General features: G+C 70.4%; 5 protein-coding genes. All 5 read right to left on the reverse strand.

Annotated features, from left to right (window positions below):
* Positions 1–53 precede the first annotated feature (53 nt).
* The 5 genes from N866_RS18325 to N866_RS18345 all read right to left on the reverse strand — a co-directional run bounded on the left by N866_RS18325 (position 54) and on the right by N866_RS18345 (position 1,839).
* Positions 54–425: a phage terminase small subunit gene (locus N866_RS18325; protein WP_483756951.1), complete on the reverse strand. Its 372-nt coding sequence runs from the start codon at positions 423–425 to the stop codon at positions 54–56.
* A 261-nt stretch (positions 426–686) separates the two neighbouring features.
* On the reverse strand, positions 687–899 hold the full coding sequence (locus N866_RS18330) for a hypothetical protein (RefSeq protein ID WP_034229446.1): 213 nt from the start codon (positions 897–899) through the stop codon (positions 687–689).
* A gap of 3 nt (positions 900–902) precedes the next feature.
* Complete coding sequence (locus N866_RS18335) at positions 903–1,379, reverse strand: hypothetical protein (protein WP_034229448.1); 477 nt, start codon at positions 1,377–1,379, stop codon at positions 903–905.
* A 2-nt stretch (positions 1,380–1,381) separates the two neighbouring features.
* Positions 1,382–1,624, reverse strand: a complete 243-nt coding sequence (locus tag N866_RS18340) for a hypothetical protein (RefSeq protein WP_034229450.1) — start codon at positions 1,622–1,624, stop codon at positions 1,382–1,384.
* On the reverse strand, positions 1,621–1,839 hold the full coding sequence (locus N866_RS18345) for a hypothetical protein (RefSeq protein WP_034229452.1): 219 nt from the start codon (positions 1,837–1,839) through the stop codon (positions 1,621–1,623). Before N866_RS18345 ends, N866_RS18340 begins: the two co-directional genes overlap by 4 nt.
* Between the last annotated feature and the right edge of the window lie 73 nt (positions 1,840–1,912).

Below are 1,912 nucleotides of genomic sequence, written 5' to 3' on the forward strand. Positions count from 1 at the left end.
CTCGCGGCGTGCCGCGGTTGCCGTGACACCCGCTCGAGCCATCCGCCGGCCAGTCACCCGGACTCCACAACCCAGCCCAGGGCAGCCATCGCCCGGGGCGTCAGCCCCAGCGCGTCAGCAGCGTGACGCGCCTCCTGCGCGGTCCACGCCGACCCCTGACCGGCCAGGAGCATCGACTCGTATGCCACCAGCAGAGCGACCGTTCCCGACGCCGTTTCGTCCCATTGCGTGGCCTGCGGGGACGTCCACAGCTCTTTCCAGCGCCGTTTCTCCACCCGGGTCCACTCCCGGCCCTCGGGCATCCGCGGCACCGGGAGGTCACACCCAATGGCGGGCAGGAGCACCATCGCGGCACGCTGACCTGCGGCGACAGGGCGACGGTGAGCGCGGCTGTTCGGCTTCGTCGCGTTCCTCGGAGTGCCCATCTAGTCACCTACCTTCTTGATCGACTTGGGTTGAGTGGTACATCGGGGCCAGGGAGTCCTCACCGGCGGTGAAGCGCGCTACCCGGTCGCCCCACCCCCCTACATGCATGAGTGCGGTTCGTGTCCCGGGCGAACGGGGATGCCGTGCTAGGCGCAGGTCGGTCAAAGCGGTGAAAGGAAGAACTCGCTCGCGGCCTTCGTTCCCCTGTTCCCGTTGGCCGAACGGGTGAGGGGTGACGTTCACGCCCAGCACGGCGGGTCTCATGCGGCCGGCGGCGGGATGTCGGTGACGCGGACGCGCGTGCCGTCCGGCTTCGTCACGGTGGGTGTGGGGTCGATGAGTACCCGGCCGTAGGGGGTGAGCTCGTAGTACGGGGTGGTCGGCATCCGGTCGGGGTCGAGGGTGCCGTCTGCCAGTCGCGGCAGGTTCGGGAAGTCCCCGTTAGGTCCGGGGTCCAGCGCGTCCAGGGCCATCGGTCACGCCTCCGTGGGGGCGTCGGGCACGAGGGAGTCGGCCAGGTCGTACCCCTTCACGCGGGCGGCCTGGTCTGCCTCGTGCTCGAGGCGGCGCAGGAAGTCGGGGTCGTACCACCGGACCTCTGCGATGTTGTTGGTGGTGTGGCCCAGCGTGTTCCCGGCGCTGACGGCCTTGTTGCGGACGGCCTCGCGGGCGTACCGGGCGGCGCGCTCGGCCACCCATGCGGCGAACGCGGCGGGCAGGTCGGCGGCCCGGACGGCTGCGCTGAACGCGTCGCGGTGCTGGTTGCCCTGCTCCCGAAGCTGCTCCTCGGTTGCGTCCCGACCGGCCCAGGTGGTCTCTGCCCACTTCCGGCGGGCGTCGTCGAGCCGTGCGGCCCGCTCGGCTTCGGCGCGCGCCTTCTCTTCCTGGCGGCGGGCGAGCTCGGCGGCGAGCGCGTCGGTGTCGAGGGTGGTGAGTGCGGTCTTGGTGGTCATGGTCAGTTCTCCTGGTGAGTCGTGGCGCGCTCAGCGGCGGCCTTGTCGTTGGCGTAGTAGGCGGCGGACATCCGAACCGTCCGCGGCAGGGCGGCGTATCGGGCGGGGTCGGTGGTCCGCAGGTCGAGCGCCCGGTCGAGGTCGGGGTTCGGGCGGAACGTGCGGGCGCGGTTCGCGTCCTCGCGTTCCTGGCGGGTGAGGGCGTGCTCTGCCGGCGCGTATGCGCGGCTCAGTCGGTCATTCATGAGGGCTTCCCTTCGGTGGTGTTCGTGGCGTCGTAGTCGATGAAGTAGGAGGGTCGGTATTTGCCGACAATGACCGGGGAGGCAACGCCGCGGCGCACGAGGTCTTGTGCCAGTCGGTTGAGTGCCCCGACCCTCCACACGTCGGCGGTGCGGCCCTGGTGCGCCTCAGCCCAACGGCGCTTCTGATAGCCGAGGTCGTGCTTCTGCTTGCTCATGCGTTGCTCTCCTGTCGCTGTCGCAGCTCGACGGCCCCGCAGTCGTCACAGCGGGCGATGAGGAGCCCGTAGA

It is taken from the genome of Actinotalea ferrariae CF5-4 (assembly GCF_000603945.1).
GTDB lineage: Bacteria > Actinomycetota > Actinomycetes > Actinomycetales > Cellulomonadaceae > Actinotalea > Actinotalea ferrariae.

Coding starts and splice junctions, on each gene's coding strand:
- N866_RS18335 (WP_034229448.1), bottom strand. CDS start 1,379: ATGACCACCAAGACCGCACTCACCACCCTCGACACCGACGCGCTCGCC.
- N866_RS18345 (WP_034229452.1), bottom strand. CDS start 1,839: ATGAGCAAGCAGAAGCACGACCTCGGCTATCAGAAGCGCCGTTGGGCT.
- N866_RS18330 (WP_034229446.1), bottom strand. CDS start 899: ATGGCCCTGGACGCGCTGGACCCCGGACCTAACGGGGACTTCCCGAAC.
- N866_RS18340 (WP_034229450.1), bottom strand. CDS start 1,624: ATGAATGACCGACTGAGCCGCGCATACGCGCCGGCAGAGCACGCCCTC.
- N866_RS18325 (WP_483756951.1), bottom strand. CDS start 425: ATGGGCACTCCGAGGAACGCGACGAAGCCGAACAGCCGCGCTCACCGT.